Below are 25,610 nucleotides of genomic sequence, written 5' to 3'. Positions count from 1 at the left end.
CGCCAATCTTGTGACGTCCTTCGCAAGCGTCTACTGTGACGCCAAGCCCTCCAAGAGAAGAGGTGTGCGTGACACAGAAGGACCGGTTGGACGACTCCCGTTCCAACCTCTATGCGGACCAATTGAACCGCGGTTTCCGCGGCCTGCGTTTCCTTCCCGAACTGGAGCGTGACTACCGGCGCTACATGCTGGAGGACAGCTTCGCGCTGAAACGCATCGCCCTCAGCGTCGGCATGCTCGTCTGGCTGGCGTTCATCGGCATCGACCTGCTGATCCTCGCTGGTCCCCCGCTGTGGGGCGTACTGGCGGTGCGCCTTGGCGTGCTGGTCCTGCTACTGGTCTGCGGCTGCCTGATCATGCTGCGCCGGCACATCCAGCTGATGGTGCCGCTGAGCATCGCCTGCGTCCTCGCCCTTGGCGTCGGTGCGGCGGCGGTGGTCGGCTTGGCGCACCGGGCCGATCCCGGCTATCCCTACGAAGGCCTGCTGCTGGTCAGTTTCGCCGCCTATTTCCTCGCCGGCCTGCGGTTGTCGCAGGCATTGAGCTGTGCGTTGGTCGTGCTGCTCGCCTACCTGGGTTTCGAGTGGTGGGCGGGGGCCCAGGAACCGCTGGGCAACAACCTGCTGTTCCTGCTGTTCGGCAACCTGATCGGCGCGGTCGGCTGCTACCTGCTGGAGTTCAAGTCGCGCGAGCATTTCCTCATCAGCCGTCTGCTGCGGGTGATGGCCGACCACGACAGCCTGACCGGCCTGCACAACCGGCGCAGCTTCAACCAGCACCTGGACCGCCTCTGGCGCCAGGCCCAGCGCGAACAGAAGACCCTGGCGCTGCTGCTTTGCGACGTCGACCATTTCAAGGCCTATAACGACCGCTACGGCCACCAGGCCGGCGATGCGGTCCTGCAGCGTATCGGCGCGGTGTTCGAGGCGAATGCCAGGCGTCCGCTGGACATGGCGGTGCGCCTGGGCGGCGAGGAGTTCGCCCTGTTGCTGTACGGCGCCAACGAGCATGAGGCGAGGCTGCGCGCGGAAGCGCTGCGCGCGCAGGTGCAGGCGCTGCGCATGGAGCACGAGGCGTCGGACACGGCGCGCGAAGTGACCCTGTCGGTCGGCGTGTCCTGCCTGTGGCCGACCCCGGGCAACGACCTGAAGCGCCTCTACGATCTCTACGAGCATGCCGATCGCGCGCTTTACGAAGCCAAGGCGTTCGGCCGCAATCAGGTGGTGGCCTGAGTCCATGGCCGATTTTGTCCCTGTGGCTGGCGCCGCCGGTGACTGCGGGACGAAGCGGCGAATGCTAGGTTCGACAGGAAAAAATGGCAGGCACGGCCGCTCTTCGCAGAGCTGCCGGCCCCGCCGCGAGACGACTTCCGGACGGACCCCATGCAGCGCTTGATCCAGGCCAACGGCCAACCGCACTACGGCATCTTCCCGAGTGCCCCGCAGCACATCAATTACCGCGATTTCGACTTCCGTTCGCCGATGGGCCGGCGCGTGGGGGCCCTGGGCAAATGGCGACGCTTCCATCAGTTCCAGTACTTCGGCCTGATCAGCCCGGAGCTGATCGGCGGCTGCGCCCTGGCCCAGCTGAGCTTGCTTGGCGTCGGCTTCGTCTACCTCTACCAGCCTTCCAGCGGACGCATGCTGGAGCGGCGCTTCAAGCTGCCGCTGGGGTTCGGAACCCGGTTTTCCCAGACCCCGGACGACGGCGTCTGCGAACTGCGCCAGGGGCGCAACCTGCTACGCCTGGAGAACCGTACGGCTCCCCGGGAGAAACGCCTGCTGGTGGAACTCGACGATGGCACCCGCATCGACGCCTGCTTCAGCGAGGAGGCGCCGAGCTTCCAGCCTATGTGCCTGTGTACGCCGACCGCGGTGAACGGCTGGGTCTATGCGCAGAAGGTGGCCGGCGTGCGCTGTCGCGGCGACGTGCGCAGCGCCCTCGGCGACCACGACCTGCAGGCGCTGGACGCCTTCGCCCATCACGACTGGTCGGCGGGCTACATGCGCCCGGAAACCTTCTGGAACTGGGCTTGCCTGTCCGGCGAGGCGGACGGCTTGCGGGTCGGCCTGAACCTGTCGTGCGGGGTCAACGAGACCAGCTTCACCGAGAACTGCTACTGGCTGGACGGCGAACTGCTGAAGGTCGACAGCGTGCGCTTCGACTTCGACCGCGACCAGCCGCTGCGGCCCTGGACCATCCGTTCATACGATGGCCAGGTAGAGCTGCGCTTCGAGGCCCACGGCATGCACCAGGAGCGGCTGAACCTCGGTCTGCTGGCGAGCAACTTCAAGCAGATCTTCGGTTGTTTCAGCGGTGTGCTGCGCCCGCGAGGTCGTGCCGAGGTGAGGATCGAGCGGCTCTGGGGCTTCGTCGAGGACCAGTACGCCAAGTGGTAGACAGGGCCTGGCCTGGGCATATCGTGCGACAATTTGTCATTGTACGGGGGGAAATTGGACGGGCATTATTAGCCGACTAATAATTAGTCAAATGAAATATCGGACCTCCTTTTTCCTATGGCTCAGACAGACAAGCACTATTTCGGCACCTTGCTAGCCCAGACTTCCCGTGCTTGGCGCGCTGAACTCGACCGCCGCCTCAGTCACCTCGGCCTGTCCCAGGCGCGCTGGTTGGTGTTGTTGCATCTGGCGCGCCATCGCGATTCGCCCACCCAGCGCGAGTTGGCCCAATCGGTCGGGGTCGAAGGCCCGACCCTGGCGCGACTGCTCGACGGCCTCGAGTCCCAGGGCCTGGTACGACGCCTGGCGGTGGCGGAGGACCGGCGGGCCAAGCACATCGTGCTGACGCCCAAGGCCGATGTGCTGATCGCCGATATCGAGGCCATCGCCGCCAGCGTTCGCAACGACGTACTGACCGGCATCGACGAGTCCGAGCAGGCGCTATGCCAGCAGGTGCTCTTGCGAATCCTGGCGAACCTGGAAAAGCGCTGAGCACTGCGTCACGAAATTCCGCTAGAATCGCCATTTTTATGGCATCACCTCCAGGGCTTTCGTTCGAAAGCCCTCTACAGAGGTTTTCGTCGGTTTTCTGACGAAAAATCTTGACCGTTTCCACGGCATTCCTCTATTCAGTGATGGCAAAAAGCCATGTCTCGCGCCATGTGGTGCGTTCAGCCCTGTACGGGGCGAAATTCGGGCTAACGTGAAATAGATGTAGCAGTCGACCGCTGGCCGGCTGCGTGCTCGAAGTGCGGAGAAAAGAACGGAATGCCCGGTAAAGCCTTGCGTGTCATGCTGTGTGCCTGGTCGTGCCTGTTGGCCGGCCAGGCGAGCGCCCTGGGAGTGGGGGACATCACCCTGCATTCGGCGCTCAACCAGCCGCTGGATGCGGATATCGAACTGCTCGACGTTGGCGATCTCGGCGCGGACGAGATCGAGGTCCGCCTGGCGGGCGCCGACGTCTTCGCCGCGGCCGGGGTGGAACGCTTGCAGTTCCTCAACGAGCTGCGTTTCAGTCCGGTGCTCCAGGGGCGCGGTGGCAATCGCATCCATGTGTCCTCGAGCCGACCGGTGCAGGAGCCCTACCTGAATTTCCTGGTGGAGGTGGCCCGCCCCAACGGCCGCATCGTCCGCGAATTCACCGTACTGCTCGATCCGCTCGGTTATACGCCGCGTATGCTTCCGGCCGCGCGCAGCGGGATCGAGCCGCAGCGGCAATCCTCGACGCCGGCGCCTGCGCCGCGTAGTGCCGCGGTCGTCGTAGACCCGGCACTGCTGGAGCCGGGCGACGACTACCTGGCTCGCCCCAGCGACAACCTCTGGGCCATCAGCGGACGCCTGCGTGGTGCCGGCAACGCCGATCGCGCGCAACTCATGGAGGCCCTGTACCAGCTCAATCCGCAGGCCTTCGTCAATGCCGACCGGCACCGGCTCAAGGCCGGCGCGCGCCTGCGCCTGCCGGCCGGCTACCAGGCGGAGCGAGGCGCGCCCGGCGCCGTGAAGGAGGCGGCCGTGGAAGTCCTGCCGCCAGCCGATGCCGCCGTGGTGGAAAACGCTCCGGCGGCTCTCGTCGAGGCGCAGCGCCAGGCGGATGCCGAGGCCGAGGCGCTGGCCCGGCAACGGGAGGAACTGAGCCAGCGGATGGACGATCTGCAACGCCAGTTGCAGGCCTTGCAGGAACAACTGCAGCAGCGCGATCACCAGGTCGCCGAACTGCAACAGCAACTGGCCCGGCGCCAGGCGGTGCGGCCCGCGGCGCCGCCGCCCGCCGCGGCCGCGCCTTCGGTTGCGCAACCGGTTGAAACGCCGACGGACTCGCAGCACTGGCGCTGGATGATCGTCCTGCTGCTGGTCCTCGCCCTGCTCGGCGTGTTGCTGTTGCGTCGCCGCCGCGAAGAGACTCCTGTCCCGGCGGTCGAACCGAAGCGCCGGGTTGCCCTGAACCTGCCGCTGCGGCGTGCGCCGCGCCCCCCGGCGGCCGCACCGGCGCCGGCAAAGGTCGAGGAACAGGCCAGGCCGCCGGTCGCCGTTCCCTCCAGCCCGCCGCCGTCTCCTCCGCCTGCTCCGGCCGCCGCTCCGCGCGCCGCCATGGCTGCGGCGGACAAGCTGGACGGCGCCGACATCTATATCGCCTACGGTCGCTACGGACAGGCCCGCGACCTGCTGCGTCAGGTACTCGCCGAGCAGCCGCAGCGCCTGAGCGCGCGGATGAAGCTGTTGCTGGTGCTGGCTGAGCTGGGCGATGCGGCCGGCTTCGACGCGCTGGCCGAGGAAACCCTGGCCAGTGGCGGCAACCCGGAGGCCATCGACGAGTTGCGCGGACGCTACCCGGCGCTGCTACAGATGCCGGCGACCGAGACGCCGGCGGCAACCAAGGACGACGACTGGAGCGACCTGCCGCTGGCCGAGCCGCCCGCCGCGCAGCAGCCGGATGCGACCTCGGGCGCCGACGGCTTCGGCGACCTCAACCTCGATCTCGATCTCGACTGGGGCGCCCTGGAGAATCCCCTGGACAACCCCGACCTGCCGCGCCGCGCCGCTGCCGGCAAGGCGGAACCGGCGGAGGAGGAGCCCCTGGCGTTCGAGAGCAATCTCCATGAACTGCCGGATGTCGCCGAGTACGAACACCTCGAACTCGACCAGCCGGAGCCGGCCACGGTGCCGCCGGAGGAGGCCTCGGCCAGCCTGGACCGGGCCCGCGCCTGCATCGACAGCGGCGATCTCGACCAGGCCAGCCGCATCCTGCGCCTGGTGGTGGCGCACGGCGACCCGTGGCAGAAGGCCGAGGCGCGCGAGTTGCTGGCGCTGATCGCCTGAACTTCGCTCAGAAGTTCTGCCCGAGGTTCAGGTAGAACGCCTTGAAGTTCTCGTCGTTGATCCCGTAGCTGAAGGTCAGCGGCCCCAGCGGCGTATCGAAGCCGATCATCAGGCTGGCGGCGTTGATGTAGCCGCTGTCGTATTCGTTGTCGTTGTTCCAGATGCGTCCGCGCTCGATGCTGCCGCCCAGGTACAGCGGGAAGTCCAGCGGCAGGAAGGAACGTTCGGTGAGGCGCCGGTAATAGACGATCCGCCCCAGGCTGTAGTTCTGCCCGGACAGCGCATCGCGGCGGAAGCCCGACAGCTCGCGGGCGCCGCCGAGGGTGAAGCTGGAGGTGACCACCTCGGCGTCGTCCAGGGTGCGCCCGTAGCCGCCGCCGAACACCCAGGTGTCGGCGCCGAAGCTGAGCGCCTTGTTCAGCCGCAGGTCCCACTGCCGGTAGCTGTCGTCCGAGCCGAGGGACTTGTCGTAGCGGCGCATGGTCAGGCCGATCTCCTCGCCCTCGTGGGGGAAATTGACGTCGTCGACGGTGTCGAACGAGTACTTCAGTTCGTAGTAGCCCTCGGTGAAGTCGATGTCCGGCAGGCTCGGGTCGCCGATGCGTACGTCGGCCTTGCCGTAGGCCTGCACCGCGCCCAGGCGGATTTCGCCGTTGTTGGCGATCTGCCGGCCGACGTTGAGGCCGTAGCCGTAGCGCTCCAGGCGATAGCGCAGCAGCGGGTCGTTGTTCTCGGTGACGTCGACGTTCTGTGCCTCGTGGAACAGGAAGGGCGCGACGAAGTAGCGTGAGCCGACGTCGAGCGGCTGGTAGAACTCGCTGTAGAGTTCCTGGCGGTCGCCGAGCTGGACCCGGGTCAGCCACTCGGCGCCGAGCCGGTTGAGGCCGTTCATGCGGTAGCTGCCGCCGAGGTTGAAGGTGCTTTCGCCGCGCATGTCGTCGGACAGGTTGAGGCCCAGGCGAAGGAAGTCGGTGCCGCCTTTCTTGCCGGTGGCGTGGATCACCAGGGTGTTGAGCTTCTTCTCCTTGACCACCCGGTACTGCACCTGGTCGAAGTAGTCGAGGCCGTAGAGGGTGCTCATGTCGTCCTGCAGGCGGCCGAGGTCGAGGCGCGTGCCGAGCGGCTGGCGGATGTAGTGGCGGATCACCTCGTCGCTGACCTTCGAGTTGTTCTCCACGCGGATCGCGTCGATCACCGGCTTGCGCTGGTTCGGCGTGCGCGCCACGTCGAGCGCTTCGCTGTTGAGGTCCTTCGGCTTGCGCAACTCGGCGAGGCGCGCGGCGAGCACCGTGGTGGCGCGGTAGCCGGCGTCGATCAGTTGCGGCACGCGGCCGAAGTCGGTGGTGCCGTAGCCGGACAGCGGCGGCTGGATCAGCACGTCGCCGGGCTTGAGCGTGGCCAGCTGGGCTTCGGAGTTCTTCCGGGTCATCAGGGTGATCGACTGGTTCATCACGTCGAGCACGGTGCTCAGGTCCTTGCGGTCGCGCAGCGGGTTGCCGATGTCGACCACGATCACCACGTCCACGCCCATGTCGCGCGCCACGTCCACCGGGATGTTGTCGACCATGCCGCCATCCACCAGCAGCCTGCCGTCGATCTCCACCGGGGCGAACACGGCGGGGATCGACATGCTGGCGCGGATCGCCTGGGGCAGGTGGCCCTTGCGGAACACCACTTTCTCGCCGGTTGCGATATCGGTGGAGACGGCGCGGAAGGGGATCGCCAGCTTGTCGAAGTCGCGGTTGTCGCTGGTGTGCACCAGCAGGCTTTCCAGCACCATCGCCAGGTTCTGGCCCTGGATCACCCCCAGCGGCAGGCCGAGGGTGCCGTCGTCGCGGAAGCTGATCTTCTGCTTGACCAGGAAGTCGCGGTCGTCCTGCTTGCGGCGGAACGGCACGTCCTTGCGCGGCGGTGCGTCGGACAGTGCCTGCTGCCAGTCCATCTCCAGGGCGATGCGCTCCAGTTCGGCGGGGGTGTAGCCGGAGGCGTACAGGCCGCCGACCACCGCGCCCATGCTGGTGCCGGCGATGGCGTCGATCTGGATGCCCTGTTCGTCGAGGGCCTTGAGCACGCCGATATGGGCCAGGCCACGGGCGGCACCTCCGGAGAGGACCAGGCCGATCTTCGGCCGGGCCTCCGTGGCGAGGGCGGACAGGGGAAGCAGGAGCAGCAGGCGGCGCATGAGAACGATCCGGAGCCGGGTGAAAAGGCGGCTATTATAGGCGCGACCGTTTCCCCTGAGCCGCCGACATGCCCACCGCCAAGCCCGAAATCGTCATCACCTATTGCACCCAGTGCCAGTGGCTACTGCGTGCCGCCTGGCTGGCCCAGGAACTGCTCAGCACCTTCGCCGACGATCTCGGAAAAGTCTGCCTGGAGCCCGGAACCGGTGGCGTCTTCCGTATCACCTGCGACGGCGTGCAGGTCTGGGAACGCAAGGCCGACGGCGGCTTCCCCGAGGCCAAGGCGCTCAAACAGCGGGTTCGCGACCGCATCGACCCGCAACGCGACCTCGGTCACAACGATCGTCCTTCCCGCTGAACCGCTGCCGTCCGCCCATGGCTTGTTGCAGGTCAACGGGCGGCGCGGCGCATAGGCATAGCCTGGGGGCATTCATCCTGTCGAAGGGAGTGCCCATGAGCATCATCGTCACCGGCGCCGCCGGCTTCATCGGCAGCAATCTGCTGCAGGCGCTGAACCGGCGCGGCGAGACCGACATCATCGCGGTGGACGATCTCACCGACGGCGAGCAGTTCCGCAACCTGGCGGACGCCGATATCGCCGACTACCTGGACCAGAACGACTTCCTCGAGCGCTACGCCCGCGGCGACTTCGGCACGGTCCGCGCGCTGTTCCACCAGGGCGCCTGCGCCAGCACCCTGGAAAGCAATGGCCGCTACATGATGGAGAACAACTACCGCTACAGTTGCCGCCTGCTGGAAAGCAGCCTGGAACTCGGCGTGCCGTTCCTCTACGCCTCGTCGGCGGCGGTCTACGGCGCCGGCCGGACCTTCCGCGAGGCGCGCCAGTACGAGCGGCCGCTGAACGTCTACGGCTATTCCAAGTTCCTCTTCGACCAGCGTGTGCGGCGGGCGCTGCCGCAGGCGCGCAGCCAGGTGGTCGGCCTGCGTTACTTCAACGTCTACGGGCCGCGCGAGGAACACAAGGGGCGGATGGCCTCGGTGGCCTACCACTGCTACCAGCAATTGCGCCGCGACGGGCGGGTCGAACTGTTCGGCGAACACGGCGGCTTCCCGCCCGGCGGCCACCTGCGCGACTTCGTCGCGGTGGAGGACGTGGCGCGGGTCAACCTGCATTTCTTCGACCATCCGCAGCGTTCGGGAATCTTCAACCTCGGCAGCGGCCAGGCACGGACCTTCAACGAGGTCGCCCTGGCGGTGATCAATAGCGTCCGCGCCAACGCCGACCAGCCGCCCCTGTCGCTGCAGCAGGCGGTGGAAAGCGGCCTGCTCGGCTACCGCGAGTTCCCCGAGTCGCTGCGGGCGCGCTACCAGAGCCATACCTGCGCCGACCTGGAGCTGCTGCGCGAGGCGGGCTACCGCGACGATTTCCAGAGCCTGGAAGAGGGCGTCGCCGGCTACTGCCGCTGGCTGGCGCGCAGCGCCTGAGGGATCCTGCTCAGCGGCCCAGCGCCCCGCCCACCGGGGCGCGGGCGAAGCGCAGCTCCGGCAGCAGGGTCAGCAGCGCCAGCACCCCGAGGGCCGCGCCGACCCAGAGAGCGCCCTGCAGGCCGAATCCGCCGGCGATGCCCAGGCCGCCGATCCAGGAACCGGCCATCACGCCGAGCATGATGCAGGCGGTGTGCACCGAGTTGACCAGCATGTTGTTATGGCCGACTCGTGCGCCGCGGGTCACCAGCGCCGGGTTCATCGACACCCCGGTCAGGCCGATCACCACCAGCGCCGCCACCGCCACCGCCGGAACCTGTCCGAACAGGGCGAAGGCCACCATCGCGGCGATGGCCGCCAGCAGGCCGAAGGCCAGGACCGCGATGGTATGGCGGTCGGCCAGGCGGCCGACGATGTTGTTGCCCACCAGCGTCGCCAGGCCGTAGACCACCAGCAGCAGCGGTACGGTCGAGGCGGAGAAGCCGCTGACCTCGGTGAGGATCGGCACGAAATAGGTGAAGCCGGCGAAGGTGGCGCCGATCAGCAGCAGGCTGGTGGCGTAGACCCACCATAGATGGGCGTTCCTGAACACCTTCAGTTCCTCGCGCAGCGAACTGCTGCCCGCCGACCCCGGGATCGCCGGCATCAGCTGCAACACCAGCAGGCCGACCAGCACCGCCACCAGCGCCACTGCGAAGAAGCTCGCGCGCCAGCCGTACCATTCGCCCAGCCAGGTGGCGACGGGCAGGCCGAGCACGGTGCCGACCATCAGGCCACCGAGCACCAGCGACGACGCGCGGCCGAACTGGTTGCCTTCGACCAGTTCGGCGCAGGCGGTCAGCGCCACGCCGAAGAAGGCCGCGGCGGCGACCGCGGTGACCAGTCGCGCCGCCACCATCACCGCATAGCCCGGCGCCAGGGCGCCGATGACCTGGCCGACCACGAACAGCGCGATCAGGCCGAGCAGGGCGTTCTTGCGCGGCACGCGGAGCAGGGCGGTGGTCAGCAGCGGGCCGCCGAGCGCCATCGCGCCGGCGTAGAAGGTGACCAGGTAGCCGATCGCGGCGAAGGACACGCCGAATTCGGCGGCCAGCGCCGGCATCAGCCCGGCGACCATGTATTCGCTGGTGGTCAGGGCGAAGATCGCGGCACCGAGCACGTAGACAATCAAAGGCATGTTTCCAGCTCCCGAGCGGTTCAGACGACGATGAAGCGAGCCACGGCGAGCTGCCCGTGCCGTGGCCGCGCGATGAATGCACGACGGCGACTCATGCCGCCGACGAACCGAAGCCCTGGTCGGCGCCTTCGGGCAGCACCGTCACGCAGTGGGCGAACAGGTTCGAAGCGCTGCGCACCACGGTCAGCCCGCACTCGGCGAGCAGGGCGTGGAGGCAGGCGCGCGAATACGAGCGCGAGTAGAAGCCGTCGCTGCCGGTGAACACGGTGCCGTCGTCCCGCGCGTGCAGCTCCAGGCCCTGCACCCCGCAACGGCGGTAGTAGCTCTGGCGGACGCGGGTGGCCTCGGCGCTGTCGCCGAACACCGAGACCACCGCCGCCACGCTGCGCTCGGCGAGGGAGTCGAGCAGCCGTTTCGGCTCGCGGAAGTTGCCCAGCAGGTTGAACGGCAGCAGGTAGAGTGCGCGCGAGCCGACCGAGGCACCGCGCCTGGTGTGGTTGAGGATGTCGTCGACCACCGTGTCCGCGCGATCGCTCATGCCCTCGCGCTCGATCCGCGTGCGCAGCGTCTCGATCGCCCGCTGGTCGAGGTCGACGCCGAGATAGCGGGCATTGAGCAGGCGCGCGATTTCCAGCGCCCGGCCGTCGTAGCAGCCTAGCTCGACCAGTGCGTCGCAGCGCAGGTAGGCCATCGCCTCGAAGGTCATCAGGCTTTCCATTTGCAACAACGGCAGCACGTCGTCCGGAAAGTTGGCCAGGGTCATTATCGTCCTCGGTCCGAACTCCAGCTCGTAGAAAGCCGACTCCCGATGCGTCCCGATCGTGAGATCCATGTTCTGACTCACCTCTTCCTCCAGCGAATCTCGCTCTGGTGTTGGTTGATCGAAGGCGATGCGCGTTCCCGTGTCCCGGCACCGCCTTCGCCTGGCAGAGAAGCGACGGAACGCCGGCGTTCGCTGGCCTCAGGCGGCGCGGTGCTTCTCGACCAGCTGGAACAGTTCGTCCACCGTTTCCAGCAGGTCGAGTTCGTCGTCGATCCCGGTGACGCCGAACTCCTTGCGCAACTTCAGCGACAGCTCGCTGACCACCAGCGAATCGAAAGCCAGGTCTTCCATCCTGCTGTCCCGGCTGATTTCCTCCTTCGGCACGCCGCTGGCGACGCTGAGCACGGTGAGGAGATGGTCTTCCATGTCGTTGGGCATTGTTCTTCCCTCTTCAGTCCATTGTCGGAACGATCTTCGGCCAGCGCAGGGCGACCGAACCCCAGGTCAGTCCGGCACCGAAACCGGTGAGGACCATGTTGCCGCCGTCGCGCAGGATGCCTTGGCGCAGGCCGTGGGCCAGGGCCAGGGGAATCGAGGCGGCGACGGTGTTGCCCACCTCGGCGATGTTGCTCACCACTCGCTCGACGGGAAGGTCGAGCTGGTCGGCGACCGCCGCGAGGATGCGTGTGTTGGCCTGGTGCGGGACCAGGTGATGGAGGTCCGAAGCTTGCCAGCCGACCCGGTCGAGCACCCGCCGCACCGAGTCGCTCATCTGCGTCACCGCCTGGCCGAACACTGCCTTGCCGTCCATCCGGAAGTAGTTGGAGGCCTGTCCGGAACTGCGTTCGGCGCGACTGACGGCGGGGGTCATCAGCAGGTCGAACTGGTGGCCGTCGCTGCCGAGGTCGAAGGCCAGCAGCGCGCCTTCTTCCTCGGCATCGCCGGCACGCAGCACCACCGCTCCGGCGCCGTCGCCGAACAGTGCGCGGGTCGAGCGATCGGCGGGGTCGAGGGTATGGCTGAAAGTGTCCACCCCGACCAGCAGCGCGCTGTCCGCCAGCCCGGCGCTGATCAGCGAGCCGACGCTGGCCAGGCCGTAGACGAAGCCGGTGCAGGCGGCGGACAGGTCGAACGCGAGCGCGCCGACCAACCCCAGGCGCGCTGCGACCCTGGGCGCGGTGGCCGGGCAGCAGAAGTCGCCGGTGCTGGTTGCCAGCACCACCGCATCGACTCGCTCCAGCCCCGCCGAGGCGAGCGCGGCGGAGGCCGCCCGCAGGGCCAGGTCGCCGCTGCCGAGGTCGCCGGCGATATGCCGCTGGCGCACGCCGGTGCGGCTGCTGATCCAGGCGTCGGAAGTGTCCAGCTCGGCGGCGAGCATGTCGTTGCTGAGCACGGCCTCGGGCAGGTAGCTGCCCAGGCCGCAGACCACGGCGGCGCGCGGCATGGCTCAGGCTCCCTGGACGATCTTGGCGGCGGCCTCGACCCCGCCCAGGGCCTCGAGGTGCCGCAGCGGATTCCAGAAGTCGCGGTAGAGCAGGATCTGTCCGTCGCGGGTGCGCAGCACCGAGATGTAGTCCTGCGCCAGCTTGCCGCCGGAAACGGTGGCCACGCCGTCGCCATGGAATTCGCCGATGGCCAGGTCGGGGTCGGCGGTCTCGTAGAACTGCACGTCGGTGAAGCGCACGGTCAGGTGCTCGGGAAACAGGCGCATGTGCGCCCAGATGGTTTCGCGGCCCTCGAAGCGGGTCTTCCAGCCCGGCGGGGCGTAGGGGAATTCGAGTACGCCTTCCGGATGGAACAGGTCGCACCAGCCACGGGCATCGCCGTTTTCCAGGAGGCGCAGGCTGTGGACGAGAATTTCCTTGGCATTCATTGGGCGATCCTCTCGATCGGGTTGGCGTGGGAGGCGGTGTTCGCCGGGGCGCTGCATCCGGTGCGCACCGGCACGCTGATCAGGGCGCGGAGGAAGGTGATCGGCAGCCATTGCAGTTCCGCGTGGGGCACCGCCAACTGGAGGTCGGGGAAGCGCGCGAGCAGGCGCTGGATGGCGATCCGCCCCTCCAGCCGGGCCAGCGAGGCGCCGACGCAGTAGTGCACGCCGAAGCCGTAGCCGAGATGGCCATCGGTGTTGCGGGTGAGGTCGAGGCGGTCGGGATCGTCGAAGCGCTCGGCGTCGTGGTTGGCGGTCAGGTTGGAGACCAGGATGTATTCGCCGGCGGGAATGGTGACCCCGTCCAGTTCTACGTCTTCCACGGTGAAGCGCAACATCGAGGCGCGCACCGGGCTGTCGTGGCGGACCAGTTCTTCCATGGCGTTGGGCAGGAGTTCCGGCTGCGCCCGCAGCAACGCCAGTTGCTCCGGGTTGACCAGCAGGGTGACCAGCGCGTTGCCGATCATGTTCATGGTGGTCTCGAAGCCGCTCATCATCAGCAGGTGGGCCATGGAGACGAGTTCCGCCTCGCTCAGCTGGCCGCTCTCGTCGGCGGCCTGCACCAGCCCGCTGTAGACGTCGTCGGCTGGCTGCCGGCGCTTGGCCTCGAGCAGCACGCGCAGGTAGTCGACCTGCGCATCGGCCAGGGCCTGGGCCTCCTCCGGCGACAGCAGTTCCGCCTGGCGCTCCCAGGACTGGCGGGCGTGTTCGCGCTCGGCCTCGGGAATGCCCAGCAGCTCGAAGATCACCGCGATGGTCAGCGGGATCGCGAAGTCGGCCATCAGGTCGGCCTGTTCGCGGCCGGCCATGGCGTCCAGCAATTCCTCGGTGATCCGTTCTATATGCGGTTGCAGGCGCTCCACCTGGCGCGGGGTGAACGCGCGGCCGACCAGCGAGCGCAGGCGGGTATGGTCCGGCGGGTCGAGGTTGAGCATGTGGTGGCTGAGTCCCTCGCCGATCCCCGCGCGCGGGCTGCCGGTACGCTTCGCGTAGAGTTCGGCGGCCTGCCGGGCGTCGCGGCGGACGCCCGGATGGTTGAGGACCTTGCGCGCGTCGCGGTAGCGCGTCACCACCCACACCGGATGCTCGGCGGCGCGATGCGCGGGACGCGGCGCGCCGTCCACCTGCAGGCCGTCGTAGAGCGCGTGCAGTGGCGAGATCAGTTCCTCGCCCAGTCTCAGTTTGCGATCAGGCACGTTGCTCCTCCTTCGCCGCCGGGGCGGCGGTGACGATGGGGCGGAACATCCCGTCGATCACGCTATCGGGCAGCAGCCGCGCCAGCAGGGTGCCGCGGCGCACGTCGGCGCCCACCCGGTAGCGGGTCCGCGGCTTGGCCGCGGTGAGCGCGGCATGCACCGCGGCGGCGACGTCGGCGGGCTTGGTCGCGCTGTTGCGCGCGCCGTCCTCGTTGGCCTGGAGGAAGCGCAGGTAGGTATCGCGATAGAGGTCGGCGACGGCGTCGGGGGCGTCGGCCAGGGCGCGCTCGCCCTCGCTGGCGATCTTGCCCCAGATCGGCGTCCAGATCGCCCCGGGGCTGACCACCGAGACCTGGATGCCCATGGGCGCCAGCTCGCGGCGCAGGGCGTCGCTCACTCCCTCCTTGGCGAACTGCGCGGCGGAGTAGGCGCCCAGGTAGGGAATGGCGACCGAGCCGAGGCCCGAGGTGACGTTCACCAGGCGCGCCGCGCCGCCACGGCGCAGCAGCGGCAGGATCGCCCGGGTCACCGCGAGCTGGCCGATCAGGTTGACTTCCAGCTGGCGCCGCAGCAGGTCGCTGGAGACGCATTCCAGCGGCGCGGAAATGCAGATCCCGGCGTTGTTCACCAGGCCCCAGAGCCCGGTATCGCCGACTTTCTCCGCCACCTGCGCGGCGGCCCGGCCAATGGATTCCTCGTCGGTGACATCGATCAGCAGCGTGCTGATCCGGCCGGACGGGCAGGCGTTCGCCAGGCGCTCGCCATCCTCCTGGCGGCGCACCCCGGCGATCACCTGGAAACCCTGTTCGGCCAGGTGCAGCGCGGTTTCCCGGCCGAGGCCGCTGGAGGCGCCGGTGATCAGCACGTGGCGGCCCTGGGGCGAGAGAGGTTTGCTGGTGAAAAACATGTCATTGCTCCTCGAGGGCGGATCGTTGGGGGGCGTGGATCGCCGACAGCAGGGTGCCCAGGCAATCTTCGGCCAGGCGTTCGGCGCGTTCGCCGGGGACCGCTTCGTCGATGTAGGTGAAGTTCCAGAACAGCCGGCCATGGCTGGAGTTGATGGCGGCCACGAAGTAGCCGTTCACCGAGATGCCGGTGAGGAACTGCGCGTCGGAGAGGCGCAAGGCGCCGATCCGCTCGGGGAACGGATAGCGACCGATGTTGGAGGAGCACAGGTTGATCGGCCCTTCGGCTTCCATGAAGGCCATGAATGGCCGCGCGTCGGCCATGCAGCGCGGCGCAGCGCTGGCGACCAGGGTGACCAGGTTGAAATGATGGCCCTGGCGACGGCGTTCGCCGAGGTCGTCGGTGAGCGCGCGGGCGACCTCCCAGAACGGTCGGGCGATGTCCAGCACCACCGGTACCGTGGCGACGTAGGTGCCTACTTCGTCGGGGCGCACCGGCGGCTCCAGTTCGTCGCGGAAGTCGATCGGCGAGCCGATGGCGATGTGGCTCGGGCGGCGCTGGTGGTCGTGGCCGGCGGCGATGGCCAGCGCCGCGGTCAGCGCGCCGTGTACCGTGGTGCCGTGTTCGCGGGCGCGTCGTTGCAGCTGTTCCAGCTGCGCGCCGTCCAGCTCCCGGTGCAGCAGGCGGGTACGCCGCGCTTCCAGCGGCACCGGGTTGCTCGGCTCGATCCGGCCCGGGCGGTGGCGGCCGACCAGCGCTTCGTCCCGGGCGGTCTGCTCGGCCAGGCGCGCCGCGCCTTCGTCGCCGGTGAAGCGGCGCGGACGCAGATCCTCCGCCGGCGGCAGGGCGCTGGCGGTCCAGGGTTGCGCGGCGGGGTCGGCGGCCAGGGTCAGCCATTGTTCGGCGAGGGTCAGCACGGTAGTGCCGTCGGCGATGATGTGCGGTACCACGACCAGCAGGTCGTGGGCGCCGGCGTCGGTGGCGATCGCCACGGTACGGATCAGTGGCCCGCTGTCCGGATCGATGCGTTCCGGCAATTCGCGCTCGTTGATTTCCCGCAGCCATTGCTCCTCGCCACCACCGCGCACCTCGCGCAGCGGGATGGGCCGCTCGCAGGGCACCCAGCGCGGGTCGAGCCCGGCATCGTGCTCGATCCGCGCGCGCAGCAGCGGATGCCGCGCCTGCAGCGCGTCGAGGCCGCGGCGCAGGTCGTCGATGGACAACTGGCCATGGACCCGCACCCGGGAAATCACGTTCAGCGCGGAGAACTGGTCGCTGAGCCAGTACCAGCGTTCCACCGCGGACAGCGGGCGTCGTATCTCGGCCATCATTCGACTCCTGGGAAGGTCAGTGCCAGTTCGTTCTGCCGGGCGAAGGTTCGCTCCGGAGCGAAGCGGAAGTAGAGATCGCGGGCGACGGTGCGCAGCGGATGCTCCAACTGCTCGATGCGGCTCAGCGCCCGCGAGGTCTCGACCATCGCCCTGGCGCGGTCGCGACGGCGGTTCTCGTAGGCGCGCAGGGCGGCTTGCGGGTCGTCGATGGTGGCCAGGCAGTGGGCCAGCACCGCGGCGTCTTCGATGGCGATGGCGGCGCCCTGGCCGAGGCTGGTCAGCATCGGATGCGCGGCATCGCCGAGCAGGGTCACCGGGCCGTCGCCCCAGCGCTCCAGGAACGGTCGGTCCTGGGCCGGCAGGCTGCTGATGTCGGCCTCCGGGGTCGCCTCGATGACCGCCTGCACTTCGTCGGCCCAGCCGGCGTAGAGGCGCTGGATGCCCGCCTTGCCGCCGCGCCAGTCCTTCGCCTGTTCGGCCGGCATGTTGCGGGTGCCCCACCAATAGACGTTGCCTTCGCCGATGTCGGCGAGACCGAAGCGCTGCCCACGACCCCAGTAATGGGCGACGTAGCCCGGCGTCACCTTCGGATGGCGGAACGCCGGCGTGGCGCGCCAGATCACGTAGTGCCAGTCGGTGGGACGCTCCGGGCCGGTCATGGTGGCGCGGATCGCCGAGTTGAAGCCGTCCGCGCCGATCAGCACGTCGGCGTGCACTTCGCGGCCGTCGCTGCAGAGCACGGTGACGCCTTCGCCGTCGGCGTGGCGCAGGTAGCCGGTGGCGCTCACGCCCAGTTCGATGCGGCAGTCGCGGGCCTGTTCCAGCAGCGCCTGCTGCAGGCTCGCGCGGTGGATCGCCAGGCTCGGCTGGCCGAGCTGACGGGCCAGGCCGCCGAAGTCGATGGCGCGGATCGGTCGCCCGCGCCGGGTGAGGAACCGTAGCGAGTCGAAGGCCTGGGCGCGGGTAAGGTCAGGGCGCACGCCGACCCTCTCCAGGGCGGTCAGCGCGTTGGGCATCAGCGACAGCGCCGAGCCGACCGCGCGCAGCTCCCTGGCCCGCTCGTAGAGTTCGACCTCGAAGCCGGCGGCCTTCAGGCAGGCGGCCGCGGCGAGCCCGCCGATGCCGGCGCCGGCGATGACGATCTTCAGGGGGTGTCTGCTCATGGGCGGGTCCGTTCGCTGGAGGTGGAGGGTTCGAGCAACGCGGCGATCTCTGCCGCGACCGTCTCGACATAGGGTTCTTTCATCAGCACCAGGTGGTCGCCGGGGACGTCGATCACATCGAGGCGGCCGCTGGTCCAGTGCTGCCAGCCGTTCTTCGGGTCGCCGTAGTGGGTGCCGGCGGCGTCGTGCATCGGCTTCAGCGCCAGCGGCAGCGGGCCGTCCGCGCGCAGCAGGGTCATGTCCTGGTCGCTGACTTCCGGGCGATAGCCGATGAGTGCCTGCCAGCTCGCCCGGAACAGCTCGTAGAGCCGCTGCACGGTGGCGCGCGGGGTGCCGGCGGGAAGTACGCCGGCCTCGATGGCGCGTTCGACGATGTGGTCGAGTTTCTGCTCCAGGCTCGCGCCTTCAGGCAGCGGCTCGACCTCCTCGTCGCTGCGCTCGAACCAGACCAGTTCCCAGTAGAAGAACAGCAGCAGGGCTTCGTCGCTGGCGCTGCCGGCGTGGTTGCGGTCGACGGTGATGGAGTCGAGCACGATCAGTTGGGCGACCGCCTGCGGGTCGAGCGCGCGCAGTTGCCGGGCCATCTCGTAGGCGACGAAGCCGCCGAACGACCAGCCGCCGAGGTAATAGGGGCCTTCCGGCTGCACCCGGCGGATCGCCGCGAGGTAACTGGCGGCGATGTCCTCGAGGACCGCCAGCGGCGTACTGCCCTGGCCGGTGCCGGCCGCCTGCAGGGCATATACCGGCTGGTCCGGCGGCAGTGCGCGGACCAGCGGCAGGTAGCAGAGTACGTGGCCGCCGAGCGGGTGGACGAGGAACAGCGGCGGGCGGCTGCCGCCGGCACGGATCGGTACCAGCGGGTCGAAGGCGCGCACCGCCGAGCGTTCCCGCAGGCGTTCGGCCAGGCCCTCCACGGTCGGCGTCTCGATCAGCGCGGCCATCGGCAGGTCGACGCCATAGCGCTTCTCGATCAGCAGCATGAAGCGCATCGCGCTGAGCGAGGTGCCGCCGAGGTCGAAGAAGCTGTCGCGGATGCCTACCCGGGGACGATCCAGCAACTCGCCGAGGAGTCCGGCCAGGGTGCGCTCGTAGTCGTCGCGCGGGGCCAGGTACTCGATGTTCGACCCGTGCTCCAGCGGCAGCGCGCGCAGGGCGGCGTCGTCGCGCTTGCCGCTGGGAGTGAGGGCGAAGCCGTCGACCCAGGCGAAGTGCGCCGGCACCATGTGTTCCGGCAGTTCGCTGCGCAGCGCCTGCTTCAGTTCGGCGAGATCCACCGCCTCGGGCTCGCCGAGCAGGAAGGCAGCGAGGAATGCATCGTTGCCCTGGCGCTCGCGAGCCACCACCGCCGCGCCGCGCAGGCCCGGCTGGCGCTCGGCCTGGCGCATGATCGCCAGCTCGACCTCGGCCGGCTCGATGCGGAAGCCGCGGACCTTGACCTGGGTATCGGCGCGGCCGAGCCAGACGATCTCGCCGTTGCCGAGGATGCGCCCGAGGTCGCCGGTGCGGTAGAGCCTGGCGCCGGGGCGCCAGGGATGTTCGACGAAGCGCTCGGCGGTGAGTTCGGGGGCGCGGTGGTAGCCGCGCGCGAGGCAGTCGCCGCCGAAGTACAGCTCGCCGGTAACGCCGACCGGTACCGGGCGCAGCGCGGCGTCGAGCACCTGCACCTCGACCCCGTCCAGCGGCCGGCCGATCGGCGGCAGGTCCGGGTAGTGCGCCGGATCGCCGCTCAGCGAGTGGTAGGTGACCTGGTGCGTCTCGGTGGGACCGTACTGGTTCTCTAGCAGCAGCCCGGGCATCGCCGCGCAGAACGTGCGGACGTCTTCGGTGATGCGCAACTGCTCGCCGGAGGACACCACCACGCGCAGGGCGCCGGGGCGTACGCCCAGGGTGTTGGAGGCCTCGGCGAGGCGTTGCAGGGCGACGAAGGGCAACAGCACGCGCTGGACCTGGCGGCGTTCGAGGACATGCAGCAGCGCGGAGGGGTCCATCCGCTCGCGGTTGGAGATGAGTTGCAGCTCGCCGCCGCCGCACAGCGTGGAGAAGATCTCCTGGAAGGCCATGTCGAAGCTCAGCGGCGCGAACTGCAGGGTGCGCAGCCCCGGTACGCCGCTGGCGACGCGCAATTGCCACTGGGTGTAGTTGGCCCACATCCGGTGGCTAAGCTCGACGCCCTTCGGCCGCCCGGTGGAACCGGAGGTGAACAGCAGCATGGCCAGCTCGTCGAGCTGCGGCGCGGCGAAGGTCTCGGGCTCGATGTCGGCGACCAGTTCCTCTACCGGCAGCACCCGTTCCGCCGCGGCGACATGGGCGTGCTCGGGATGCGCGACCACCCGGAACGGCTGTGCGGTCTCCAGGATCAGCGCCAGGCGCTGCGCGGGATAGCTGACGTCCAGCGGCACGCAGACCAGGCCGGCGCGCAGGATGCCCCAGATCGTCGCGATCATCTCCGGCGAACGGTTCAGCGCCACTCCGATCGCATCGCCGCGGCGCGCGCCGGCGCGGACCAGGCGGGTGGCCACGCAGCGCGCCACATGGTCGAGGTCGCGATAGGTCCAGCGTTGCTCCTCGAAGGCCAGCGCGGCGCTGCCCGGCAGCGCCTCGACCTGGCGTTCGAACAGGCTGACGACGTCGACCAGCGGCTCGGGCTGGGAAGCGGCGTCGCGGCGAGGGGCGAGGAAGGCGAAGTCGGCGGCTTCGTCGGGATGCTCGGCGAGGCGCCACAGGAGTTCGACGAAGGTCGCGCCGATCAGCGCGGCCTGGCTGCGGCTGATGCCGCGGCCGTCGCTGTCGATGCGCAGGTACATGCCGTCGCTGGGCGTGGCGATCACGTTGACCAGCAGGGCGAAGTTGGTTTCTTCCCAGACGCGGAAGTCGCGCAATTGCCACAGCGGTTCGAGGACATGCAGGTTGACGTAGTTGAAGGCGCTGCTCAGTTCGTCGCCGACGATCTGCTGGATGGCGCTGAGCGGATAGCGGCGGTGGGCGTGTCCGTCGCGCTCCTGGCGGAACAGCGCATCGGCTACCTCGATCCAGCTACACCCGGCAATCTCCGAGCGGACCGGCACGGTATTCAGGAACAGGCCGACCATGCGGTCGGCGTCGGGCAGTTCGGGGCGGCCGTTGCTGATCGCGCCGGTGACCACGCTGTCGCTGCGGGAGAACAGATGCAGGGTCAGGCAATGGGCGGCGAGCAGCAGCGACTTCAACGGCAGTCCGCGTTGCGCCGCAGTGGCCTTGAGTCGTTCGAGCAGCCCGTCCGGCAGCGCTTCGCGATGGCTGGCCGGACCTTGCGCGGCTTGCGGCTCGTGGGCGCCGAAGCCGTCGAGGCGGGTCATCCTCGCGCCCTCCAGCAGCCCGGTCCAGTACCCCACGGCGGCCGGCGAAGCCAGCGCGGCCAGCTCCTCGCGGACATGGCAGGCCAGCGCCGGCGCGGGGCTCGGCAGCGGCTCGCCACGGTAGGCGGCGACCAGCGCGACGATCAGGTTGGCCACGCTCCAGCCGTCGAGGATCGCATGGTGGAAGCTGAACACCAGGTCCAGGCCGTCCTCGCGGACGAACGCGGCGAACAGGAACAGCCCGGGCTGTTGCAGCGAATAGCGATGGAAGCGGCGTTGGCGGATGTGCTCGTCGAGCACCGTCCCGGCCTCCGGGTTGCCGCGCAGGTCCAGGATCAGCGGTTCGCTGCGCGCCTGGGCATGCACCAGTTGCAGCGGTTCGGATGCACCGCTGAGGTCGAACGACGAACGCAGCGCGGGATAGGCGGCGACCACCCGGTCCAGCGCGTGGCGGAACGCGGCTTCGTCCCAGGCCAGGTCGAAGCGGTAGTGGAACACGTCGTGGTAGACCGACGAGTCGGGGCGCTGGCGGCTATGGAAGAGCAGGCCGAGACTCAGCCGGCTGGTCGGGAAGGCGTCCTCCAGCCCTTCCAGGCGCGGCTTGTCGACTTCGGAAACCAGTTCGAACGGCTGGTAGCTTCGCTCCGCGAGCGGACGCACCAGGCGCTCGGCGAGGCCCGCCACCGTCGGGTTGCGCATCAGGTCGGCGAGTTCGAAGCCCAGGCCGCGCCGCTGTGCGGCGGCGCGGATGCGCAGCATCAGGATCGAGTCGCCGCCGAGGGCGTAGAAGTCGTCGTGCACGCCGACCTCCGCCACGCCGAGGACATCGGCCCACACCGCCGCCAGTTCGGCCTCGGTCGCCGTGCGCGGCGCAACCGCCGCCACCTGTTCCGGCGGTGCCGGCAGTTGCCGGCGGTCGAGCTTGCCGTTGGCGCTGAGCGGGAGGCTGTCGATGCGCACGAAGAAGGCTGGCAGCATGAAGTCCGGCAGCGTCGCCGAAAGTCCGGCGCGCAATTGACCGGCGTCGAGTTCCGCCGCAGCCACGTAGTAGCCGACCAGGTGCGTGCCGCGTACCGCCGAATCGCGTGCCACGACCGCGGCGTCGCGTACGCCGGGAAGCGCGGCGAGGCGGTCGCGTACTTCGTCGGGTTCGACCCGGTTGCCGCGGATCTTCACCTGGTCGTCGGCGCGGCCGAGGTATTCGAGGTTGCCGTCGGCCAGCCAGCGGGCCAGGTCGCCGGTACGGTAGAGACGGCCGCCGGCGACGAAGGGGTCGGCGAGGAAGCGGTCGGCGTTCAGCTCCGGCCGGTTCAGGTAGCCGCGGGCGACGCCGACGCCTCCTATATATAGCTCGCCGACGGCGCCGAGGGGCTGCGGCCTGAGCGCGCGGTCGAGGACGTACAGGCGCAGGTTGTCGATCGGCCGGCCGATCGGGACCCGCGTGGGGTTGTCGCTGGCGCATTCATGGTCGGACACGTCGACGGTGGCCTCGGTCGGTCCGTACAGGTTGACCAGTCGCACGGCGTCGCCGAACAGCCGGCGGAAGCGCGCGACCTGCAACGGCGCGAGGGCTTCGCCGCTGCAGAACACCAGGCGCAGCGAGCTTGCCGCCGCGCGGGCGGTCGGGTCGCCGTCGAGCAGGTCGAGGAACGGCGTCAGCATCGACGGCACGAAGTGGATGACCGTGACCGCGTCGCGCTGGATGCTCCGCAGCATTTCCCGCGGGTCCTTCTCGGCGCCGGGCGGCAACAGCGACAGGCGGGCGCCGGTGAAGCTCCACCAGAACAGTTCCCAGACGGATACGTCGAACGTCACCGGAGTCTTTTGCAGAAGCACGTCGCGTTCGCCGATCGGATAACGACGCTGCATCCAGTTCAGGCGGTTGATCACCGAGCGGTGTTCGACCATCACGCCCTTGGGCACGCCGGTCGAACCGGAGGTATAGATGACATAGGCCAGGTCGCTGGGCGCCACGTTGGCCGCCGGCAGGTCGCCGGTGCTCTGCGGCAGGCGTTCGAGGTGCAGCACGCGCGTCTCGCCGAGGCTCTCGCCGAGTGTCGCCGCGCGTTCGTCCACCAGCACCACGCGGGCGCCGCAGTCTTCCAGCAGCAGGCGGACGCGCTCCAGGGGATGGTCGGGATTGATCGGCACATAGGCGCCGCCGGCGCGCTGCACGCCGAGGATCGCCGGCAGCAGGTGGGGACCGCGGGCGACCAGTAGTGCTACCCGCTCGTCGGCGCTAACACCCGCTGCGCGCAAGGCGTCGGCCACGGCCTGGACCTTGGCGTCCAGCTCGGCATAGCTGAGCGTGCCGCCGTCGGCTTCCAGCAGCGCGGTGCGTTGCGGGGTGCGCGCCACCTGCTCGGCGAACAACGTGGGCAGGGTAGCCTGCTCGGGGAATGCCTGGTCGGTGGCGTTGCGGGTGTGGATCAGTTCCTCGCGCTCGGCGGCCGACAGCGGATCGAGTTCGCCGAGGCGGCGCTCGCCGCCCTCCACCAGGGCGCGCAGGAAGGTTTCGATATGCCGCGCCGCGGCGTCCATGGGGAAGTCGGCGTCGAACACATCGCAGGCGTATTCGAAATCCACCTGTGCGTCGCTGTGCCCGTCGAACTCGGAGACCCAGATGGCCAACGCGTCCGGGTCATGGGCGTGGGTCTGCGCCACGGTCTCGACGCTGGCGTTCGGGATCGCCTGGGCGGCGGGCCAGCGCATGTAGGAAAGGGTGGTGTCGAACAGTGGCGAGGCGCCGCGCAACAGGTCGCCGAGGGGCATCTTCTGGTGGCGCAGCAGCGTCCGGGTCGCCTCGCGCAACTGCGCCAGGAATTCGTCGACGGTCTGTTCCGGCGCGGTGCGGATGCGTAGCGGCAGGGTATTGGCGAAGTGCCCGACCACTTGCTTGGCCGCGCGGTCGGCGCGGTTCAGCACCGGTACGCCGAGGACCACGTCGTCGTTCTGGTGGATCCGCGCCAGGTACAGCGCCACGGCGGCGGAGAGGAACAGAAAGGGCGATTCGCCGCGATCGCGGATCGCGTCGAGCAGCGCGCGTTCCAGCGTCAGCCTGTGGCGCGCGGTGCGGCGCAGCCCGGCCGGGCGCCTGCGGGTGAAGAGGGCCGGCTCCAGGCCCTCCAGGGCCTCGGCGAAATAGGCGCGGTCGCCGCGGTACTGTTCCGAACCGGAGTAGTCGTCGGTCTCGAGCTGCGCCAGGAGGGAAGCCGTCGGCATCTGCGCCTGCGGCTCGCCTAGCTCGCCCAGGTAGCCGGCGCGCACCCGGCTGAGGAATAGCTGCAGGCCCCAGGCGTCGCTGACGATATGGTGGGTGCGCACGTAGACGTAGAGCGCCTGGTCGCTATGCAGCAGGGCCAGGTCCACCAGGCTGCGGCCGTCCAGCGGGTAGGCGTGACGGAAGGCGTCGCGCAGCCAGGATCGCACGGCGGCCTCGGGGTCGCGGTCGGCGCGCAGGTCGACGTGGCGCGCCTCGAACTCGGCATCCGCGTCCAGCCACTGGTACGGCGTACCGTCCGTCTCGCCGAGGCGCAGGCGGAACGCCTCGGTGTCTCGCGCCGCCTGCAGCAGCGCCCGTTCCAGGGCCTGGGTATCGACCTCGCCGGTGAAGCGGTCGTAGCTGAAGATGGTGTACTGGTCGAGTTCCGGAAACTGCGCGGCGGCGACCCAGATGTCCCGTTGGTAGGGCGATAGCGGCAAGCGAGCGAAACGAACCATCCCTGCGTCCTCTTCAACAATCCATCGATTCGGCGAACACGGGCACCGCACGCCTCGCCGGACAGGTTCCACCCGTCGACGTTTCAGCGCGCCGTAGCCAGCGTGGTTGGCAGGGAAGCGGCGGCACCCGAAGCAAGAGCGGGGTGTACTATTACTTTTGGCAGGCTCGAAGAAATAGCTGTTAATTCTTGCAGGGTAATCGCGTTGTTAACTGTTAATTCTGGTAGGTATTTACGAGGCAACTTACAAATCTGTTAGGTTCCGGGAAACGTACGTCGCGGCCCTGCATGGCTATGCTTCACGAGATTACCTTCGCCGGTCTTTTCGAAGTTGAAGCAAGCCTTTCGAAAGTGTCTGGCTGATGCATAATGGGCCGCTCGGAAGAGGCGCATTAACGGATATATATCCGCGCCCTGGCGAACAACGAACGCATGCCCTGAAAGGTTTGCCGGATGGATTACCAACAGTTCCAGGAGGTTGCATGAAAACCGATGACAAGGACCGCGAAGGCGGCGACTCCCACGGCGCCATCGGCGCCAAGCTGATGGAGTACGCGCTCAAGGTCAGGAAGGTGTTCGTCACCGGCGGGGTCGACGAGAAGATGGCCAAGGACGTCGTCCAGCAGCTGCACATCCTCGCCTCGATCAGCGACGATCCGATCTACATGTTCGTCAATTCCCCGGGTGGCCACGTCGAGTCCGGCGACATGATCTTCGACGCGATCCGCTTCATCACACCGAAGGTCATCATGATCGGTTCCGGCAGCGTAGCCAGCGCCGGCGCGCTGATCTACGCCGCGGCGGACAAGGAAAACCGCTATTCGCTGCCCAATACCCGCTTCCTTCTGCACCAGCCGTCGGGCGGCATCCAGGGGCCGGCGAGCAACATCGAGATCTACCGCCGCGAGATCGTGCGGATGAAGGAACGCCTCGACCGGATCTTCGCCGAAGCCACCGGGCAGACGCCGGAGAAGATCAGCGCCGACACCGAGCGCGACTTCTGGCTGAACGCGGAAGAAGCCGTGCAGTACGGCCTGGTCAACAAGATCATCGTTTCGGAACGGGAGATCACGCTGCCTGGCCAGTGAGTCACCGCAGGTCGGACAAATACGAAGGCGGGCGCGAAGAGCGTATTTCTCGATTCTCTTCTCGCTCGCTTTTCTTTCTTTAATTTCCGATCGATAG

Annotated in this window: 18 protein-coding genes; 7 read left to right on the top strand and 11 right to left on the bottom strand. The window is 68.6% G+C overall.

The genetic code is table 11. From position 1 onward, the window contains the following. Positions 1-62 precede the first annotated feature (62 nt). From HMPREF2914_RS10320 to HMPREF2914_RS10305, 4 genes are all read left to right on the top strand, one after another. Entirely contained in the window at positions 63-1,232 is a 1,170-nt protein-coding gene (locus HMPREF2914_RS10320) for a GGDEF domain-containing protein (protein ID WP_023981148.1), read from the top strand. Positions 1,233-1,382: 150 nt separating this feature from the next. Then, positions 1,383-2,399, top strand: coding sequence for a DUF2804 domain-containing protein (locus HMPREF2914_RS10315; protein ID WP_003109306.1), 1,017 nt, complete (start codon positions 1,383-1,385; stop codon positions 2,397-2,399). A gap of 117 nt (positions 2,400-2,516) precedes the next feature. Beyond that, positions 2,517-2,951 (top strand): MarR family transcriptional regulator, encoded by a 435-nt coding sequence (locus HMPREF2914_RS10310; RefSeq protein ID WP_003091721.1) that lies wholly within the window; start codon positions 2,517-2,519, stop codon positions 2,949-2,951. Between the two features lie 276 nt (positions 2,952-3,227). After that, positions 3,228-5,276: a motility hub landmark protein FimV gene (locus tag HMPREF2914_RS10305; RefSeq protein WP_023091507.1), complete on the top strand. Its 2,049-nt coding sequence runs from the start codon at positions 3,228-3,230 to the stop codon at positions 5,274-5,276. A gap of 7 nt (positions 5,277-5,283) precedes the next feature. Here the strand turns inward: HMPREF2914_RS10305 and plpD are convergent, their stop codons facing one another. Next, positions 5,284-7,458 (bottom strand): patatin-like phospholipase PlpD, encoded by a 2,175-nt coding sequence (gene plpD, locus HMPREF2914_RS10300; protein WP_070702819.1) that lies wholly within the window; start codon positions 7,456-7,458, stop codon positions 5,284-5,286. Positions 7,459-7,526: 68 nt separating this feature from the next. On the opposite strand from plpD, the gene HMPREF2914_RS10295 reads away from it, so the two are divergent. Together HMPREF2914_RS10295 and rfaD are read left to right on the top strand one after the other, a co-directional pair. Beyond that, complete coding sequence (locus tag HMPREF2914_RS10295; protein WP_003091717.1) at positions 7,527-7,817, top strand: Rdx family protein; 291 nt, start codon at positions 7,527-7,529, stop codon at positions 7,815-7,817. A 95-nt stretch (positions 7,818-7,912) separates the two neighbouring features. Next, positions 7,913-8,905, top strand: coding sequence for an ADP-glyceromanno-heptose 6-epimerase (gene rfaD, locus HMPREF2914_RS10290; protein WP_003106207.1), 993 nt, complete (start codon positions 7,913-7,915; stop codon positions 8,903-8,905). Between the two features lie 10 nt (positions 8,906-8,915). On the opposite strand, the gene HMPREF2914_RS10285 is transcribed toward rfaD, so the two are convergent. From HMPREF2914_RS10285 to HMPREF2914_RS10240, 10 genes are all read right to left on the bottom strand, one after another. Next, entirely contained in the window at positions 8,916-10,082 is a 1,167-nt protein-coding gene (locus tag HMPREF2914_RS10285; RefSeq protein ID WP_023091508.1) for an MFS transporter, read from the bottom strand. Positions 10,083-10,173: 91 nt separating this feature from the next. Then, complete coding sequence (locus tag HMPREF2914_RS10280; RefSeq protein ID WP_003130295.1) at positions 10,174-10,926, bottom strand: SAM-dependent methyltransferase; 753 nt, start codon at positions 10,924-10,926, stop codon at positions 10,174-10,176. A gap of 117 nt (positions 10,927-11,043) precedes the next feature. After that, positions 11,044-11,283, bottom strand: coding sequence for an acyl carrier protein Acp3 (locus HMPREF2914_RS10275; RefSeq protein WP_003091713.1), 240 nt, complete (start codon positions 11,281-11,283; stop codon positions 11,044-11,046). Between the two features lie 13 nt (positions 11,284-11,296). Next, positions 11,297-12,289 carry a beta-ketoacyl-ACP synthase III gene (locus HMPREF2914_RS10270; RefSeq protein ID WP_003091712.1) on the bottom strand — a complete coding sequence of 331 codons (993 nt, stop codon included), beginning with the start codon at positions 12,287-12,289 and terminating at the stop codon, positions 11,297-11,299. A 3-nt stretch (positions 12,290-12,292) separates the two neighbouring features. Then, positions 12,293-12,718, bottom strand: coding sequence for a nuclear transport factor 2 family protein (locus HMPREF2914_RS10265; RefSeq protein ID WP_003091711.1), 426 nt, complete (start codon positions 12,716-12,718; stop codon positions 12,293-12,295). Beyond that, positions 12,715-13,971, bottom strand: coding sequence for a cytochrome P450 family protein (locus HMPREF2914_RS10260; RefSeq protein ID WP_003091710.1), 1,257 nt, complete (start codon positions 13,969-13,971; stop codon positions 12,715-12,717). Before HMPREF2914_RS10260 ends, HMPREF2914_RS10265 begins: the two co-directional genes overlap by 4 nt. Continuing rightward, a complete protein-coding gene (locus HMPREF2914_RS10255; RefSeq protein ID WP_003119645.1) occupies positions 13,964-14,878 on the bottom strand; it encodes an SDR family NAD(P)-dependent oxidoreductase in 915 nt (304 codons plus the stop codon). The genes HMPREF2914_RS10260 and HMPREF2914_RS10255 overlap by 8 nt, the downstream gene beginning before the upstream one ends. A 1-nt stretch (position 14,879) precedes the next feature. Then, positions 14,880-16,208: a condensation domain-containing protein gene (locus tag HMPREF2914_RS10250; RefSeq protein ID WP_023434528.1), complete on the bottom strand. Its 1,329-nt coding sequence runs from the start codon at positions 16,206-16,208 to the stop codon at positions 14,880-14,882. Then, positions 16,205-17,371 (bottom strand): FAD-dependent oxidoreductase, encoded by a 1,167-nt coding sequence (locus tag HMPREF2914_RS10245; protein WP_003091709.1) that lies wholly within the window; start codon positions 17,369-17,371, stop codon positions 16,205-16,207. Before HMPREF2914_RS10245 ends, HMPREF2914_RS10250 begins: the two co-directional genes overlap by 4 nt. Further along, positions 17,368-24,426, bottom strand: a complete 7,059-nt coding sequence (locus HMPREF2914_RS10240; RefSeq protein ID WP_023091509.1) for an amino acid adenylation domain-containing protein — start codon at positions 24,424-24,426, stop codon at positions 17,368-17,370. The genes HMPREF2914_RS10245 and HMPREF2914_RS10240 overlap by 4 nt, the downstream gene beginning before the upstream one ends. 481 nt (positions 24,427-24,907) lie before the next feature. Here HMPREF2914_RS10240 and HMPREF2914_RS10235 point away from each other — a divergent pair, with 481 nt between their 5' ends. Next, positions 24,908-25,513: an ATP-dependent Clp protease proteolytic subunit gene (locus HMPREF2914_RS10235; RefSeq protein ID WP_003091706.1), complete on the top strand. Its 606-nt coding sequence runs from the start codon at positions 24,908-24,910 to the stop codon at positions 25,511-25,513. Positions 25,514-25,610 lie beyond the last annotated feature (97 nt).

This window comes from Pseudomonas sp. HMSC067G02, from assembly GCF_001813485.1.
GTDB classification, from domain to species: Bacteria; Pseudomonadota; Gammaproteobacteria; order Pseudomonadales; family Pseudomonadaceae; genus Pseudomonas; species Pseudomonas aeruginosa.
The sequence above is the reverse complement of the archived record's forward strand: the minus strand, read 5'-3'. Positions and strand labels throughout refer to the sequence as shown.

Excerpts from the sequence above, each read along its gene's own strand:
- HMPREF2914_RS10315 (WP_003109306.1), top strand. The coding sequence starts at position 1,383 with ATGCAGCGCTTGATCCAGGCCAACGGCCAACCGCACTACGGCATCTTC.
- HMPREF2914_RS10310 (WP_003091721.1), top strand. The coding sequence starts at position 2,517 with ATGGCTCAGACAGACAAGCACTATTTCGGCACCTTGCTAGCCCAGACT.
- HMPREF2914_RS10305 (WP_023091507.1), top strand. The coding sequence starts at position 3,228 with ATGCCCGGTAAAGCCTTGCGTGTCATGCTGTGTGCCTGGTCGTGCCTG.
- plpD (WP_070702819.1), bottom strand. The coding sequence starts at position 7,458 with ATGCGCCGCCTGCTGCTCCTGCTTCCCCTGTCCGCCCTCGCCACGGAG.
- HMPREF2914_RS10295 (WP_003091717.1), top strand. The coding sequence starts at position 7,527 with ATGCCCACCGCCAAGCCCGAAATCGTCATCACCTATTGCACCCAGTGC.
- rfaD (WP_003106207.1), top strand. The coding sequence starts at position 7,913 with ATGAGCATCATCGTCACCGGCGCCGCCGGCTTCATCGGCAGCAATCTG.
- HMPREF2914_RS10285 (WP_023091508.1), bottom strand. The coding sequence starts at position 10,082 with ATGCCTTTGATTGTCTACGTGCTCGGTGCCGCGATCTTCGCCCTGACC.
- HMPREF2914_RS10275 (WP_003091713.1), bottom strand. The coding sequence starts at position 11,283 with ATGCCCAACGACATGGAAGACCATCTCCTCACCGTGCTCAGCGTCGCC.
- HMPREF2914_RS10270 (WP_003091712.1), bottom strand. The coding sequence starts at position 12,289 with ATGCCGCGCGCCGCCGTGGTCTGCGGCCTGGGCAGCTACCTGCCCGAG.
- HMPREF2914_RS10265 (WP_003091711.1), bottom strand. The coding sequence starts at position 12,718 with ATGAATGCCAAGGAAATTCTCGTCCACAGCCTGCGCCTCCTGGAAAAC.
- HMPREF2914_RS10255 (WP_003119645.1), bottom strand. The coding sequence starts at position 14,878 with ATGTTTTTCACCAGCAAACCTCTCTCGCCCCAGGGCCGCCACGTGCTG.
- HMPREF2914_RS10250 (WP_023434528.1), bottom strand. The coding sequence starts at position 16,208 with ATGATGGCCGAGATACGACGCCCGCTGTCCGCGGTGGAACGCTGGTAC.
- HMPREF2914_RS10245 (WP_003091709.1), bottom strand. The coding sequence starts at position 17,371 with ATGAGCAGACACCCCCTGAAGATCGTCATCGCCGGCGCCGGCATCGGC.
- HMPREF2914_RS10240 (WP_023091509.1), bottom strand. The coding sequence starts at position 24,426 with ATGGTTCGTTTCGCTCGCTTGCCGCTATCGCCCTACCAACGGGACATC.
- HMPREF2914_RS10235 (WP_003091706.1), top strand. The coding sequence starts at position 24,908 with ATGAAAACCGATGACAAGGACCGCGAAGGCGGCGACTCCCACGGCGCC.